The sequence below is a fragment of the Nocardioides jensenii JCM 1364 = NBRC 14755 genome (assembly GCF_001552535.1).
Classification (GTDB): Bacteria; Actinomycetota; Actinomycetes; order Propionibacteriales; family Nocardioidaceae; genus Nocardioides; species Nocardioides jensenii.
The window spans coordinates 1-1,296 of record NZ_BCRJ01000174.1; the positions used below are offsets into that span (position 1 = coordinate 1).

General features: G+C 64.0%; 1 protein-coding gene. It reads left to right on the forward strand.

Features of this window, described 5'->3' with window-relative positions:
• Positions 1–69 precede the first annotated feature (69 nt).
• Positions 70–1,262, forward strand: a protein-coding gene (locus NJ4_RS24810; protein ID WP_407668099.1) for an IS3 family transposase whose coding sequence is annotated in 2 segments (ribosomal slippage) — positions 70–354 and positions 357–1,262 — 1,191 coding nt in all. Because the reading frame shifts where the segments join, the coding sequence is not laid out codon by codon here.
• Positions 1,263–1,296: the final 34 nt, after the last annotated feature.

The following is a 1,296-nucleotide window of genomic DNA, read 5'->3' on the forward strand; positions in this document are numbered from 1 at the left end:
GGGACTGCTGCACGGACAGGTGACAACCGATCTGCCTAACCGAGTGGTTGGGCTGGAAGGATGTTCACCGTGTCCAAGCCCTACCCCCAAGAGTTCCGCGACGACGTCGTTCGTGTCGCGAGGAACCGTGAGCCTGGTGTTGAGCTCTCTCAGGTCGCGAAGGACTTCGGGATCCACTTCACCACTTTGTATTCGTGGTTGAAGAAGGCCGACGTCGAGGACGGCGTGAAGCCGGGCGTCAGCGCGAGTGAGAACGCTGAGAATCGCGAGCTGCGCAAGCGGCTGCGGCTGTTGGAGCAGGAGAACGAGGTCCTGCGCCGTGCCGCTGCGTACTTGTCGCAGGCGAACCTGCCGGGAAAATGATGTACCCGCTCGTCCTCGAGTTGGCCGGCGACGGGATCCCCGTCACGGTGACGTGTCGGGTATTGAAGATCGCGCGCCAGCCGTACTACCGCTGGCTCGCCGACCCGGTCACCGACGCCGAACTGGCCGAGGCCTATCGCGCCAACGCGTTGTTCGACGCCCACAAGGATGATCCGGAGTTCGGCTACCGGTTCCTGGTCGATGAGGCCAGGGAAGCCGGTGAGTCGATGGCCGAGCGGACCGCGTGGCGGATCTGTTCGCAGTTGGGCTGGTGGTCGGCGTTCGGCAAACCCAAACGTGGCAAGGTCAAGAAGCCCGGTCCGTCGGTCCACGACGACCTGTGCGCGGTGGTCGACAAGCACGGCGTGACTCGGCATGAGTTCACCGCCGCTGCCCTCAACGAGCTGTGGCTCACCGACATCACCGAGCACTGGACGGGCGAGGGCAAGCTCTACCTGTGCGCGATCAAGGATGTGCACTCCAACCGGATTGTGGGCTACTCCATCGATTCTCGGATGAAGTCCCGGCTCGCGGTTGCGGCGCTCAACAACGCTGTCGCCCGTCGTGGCAATGTCGCAGGCTGCGTGGTCCACAGCGACCGCGGTAGCCAGTTCCGGTCCCGCAAGTTTGTCCACGCCCTCAACCGTCACGACCTGGTCGGGTCCATGGGCCGCGTCGGTGCGGCCGGGGACAACGCGGCCATGGAGAGCTTCTTCGCGCTACTGCAGAAGAACGTCCTGGACCGCCGCGGATGGGCGACTCGTGAGGAGCTGCGAATCGCGATCGTGACCTGGATCGAGCGGACCTATCACCGACGCCGACGCCAAGCCACTCTCGGACGGTTGACCCCCATAGAGTTCGAGACCATCATGACCACGCCAGCTACTCAGGCTGCGTGACCCAACCTGTCACCTGATCGTGCAGCAGTCCCAA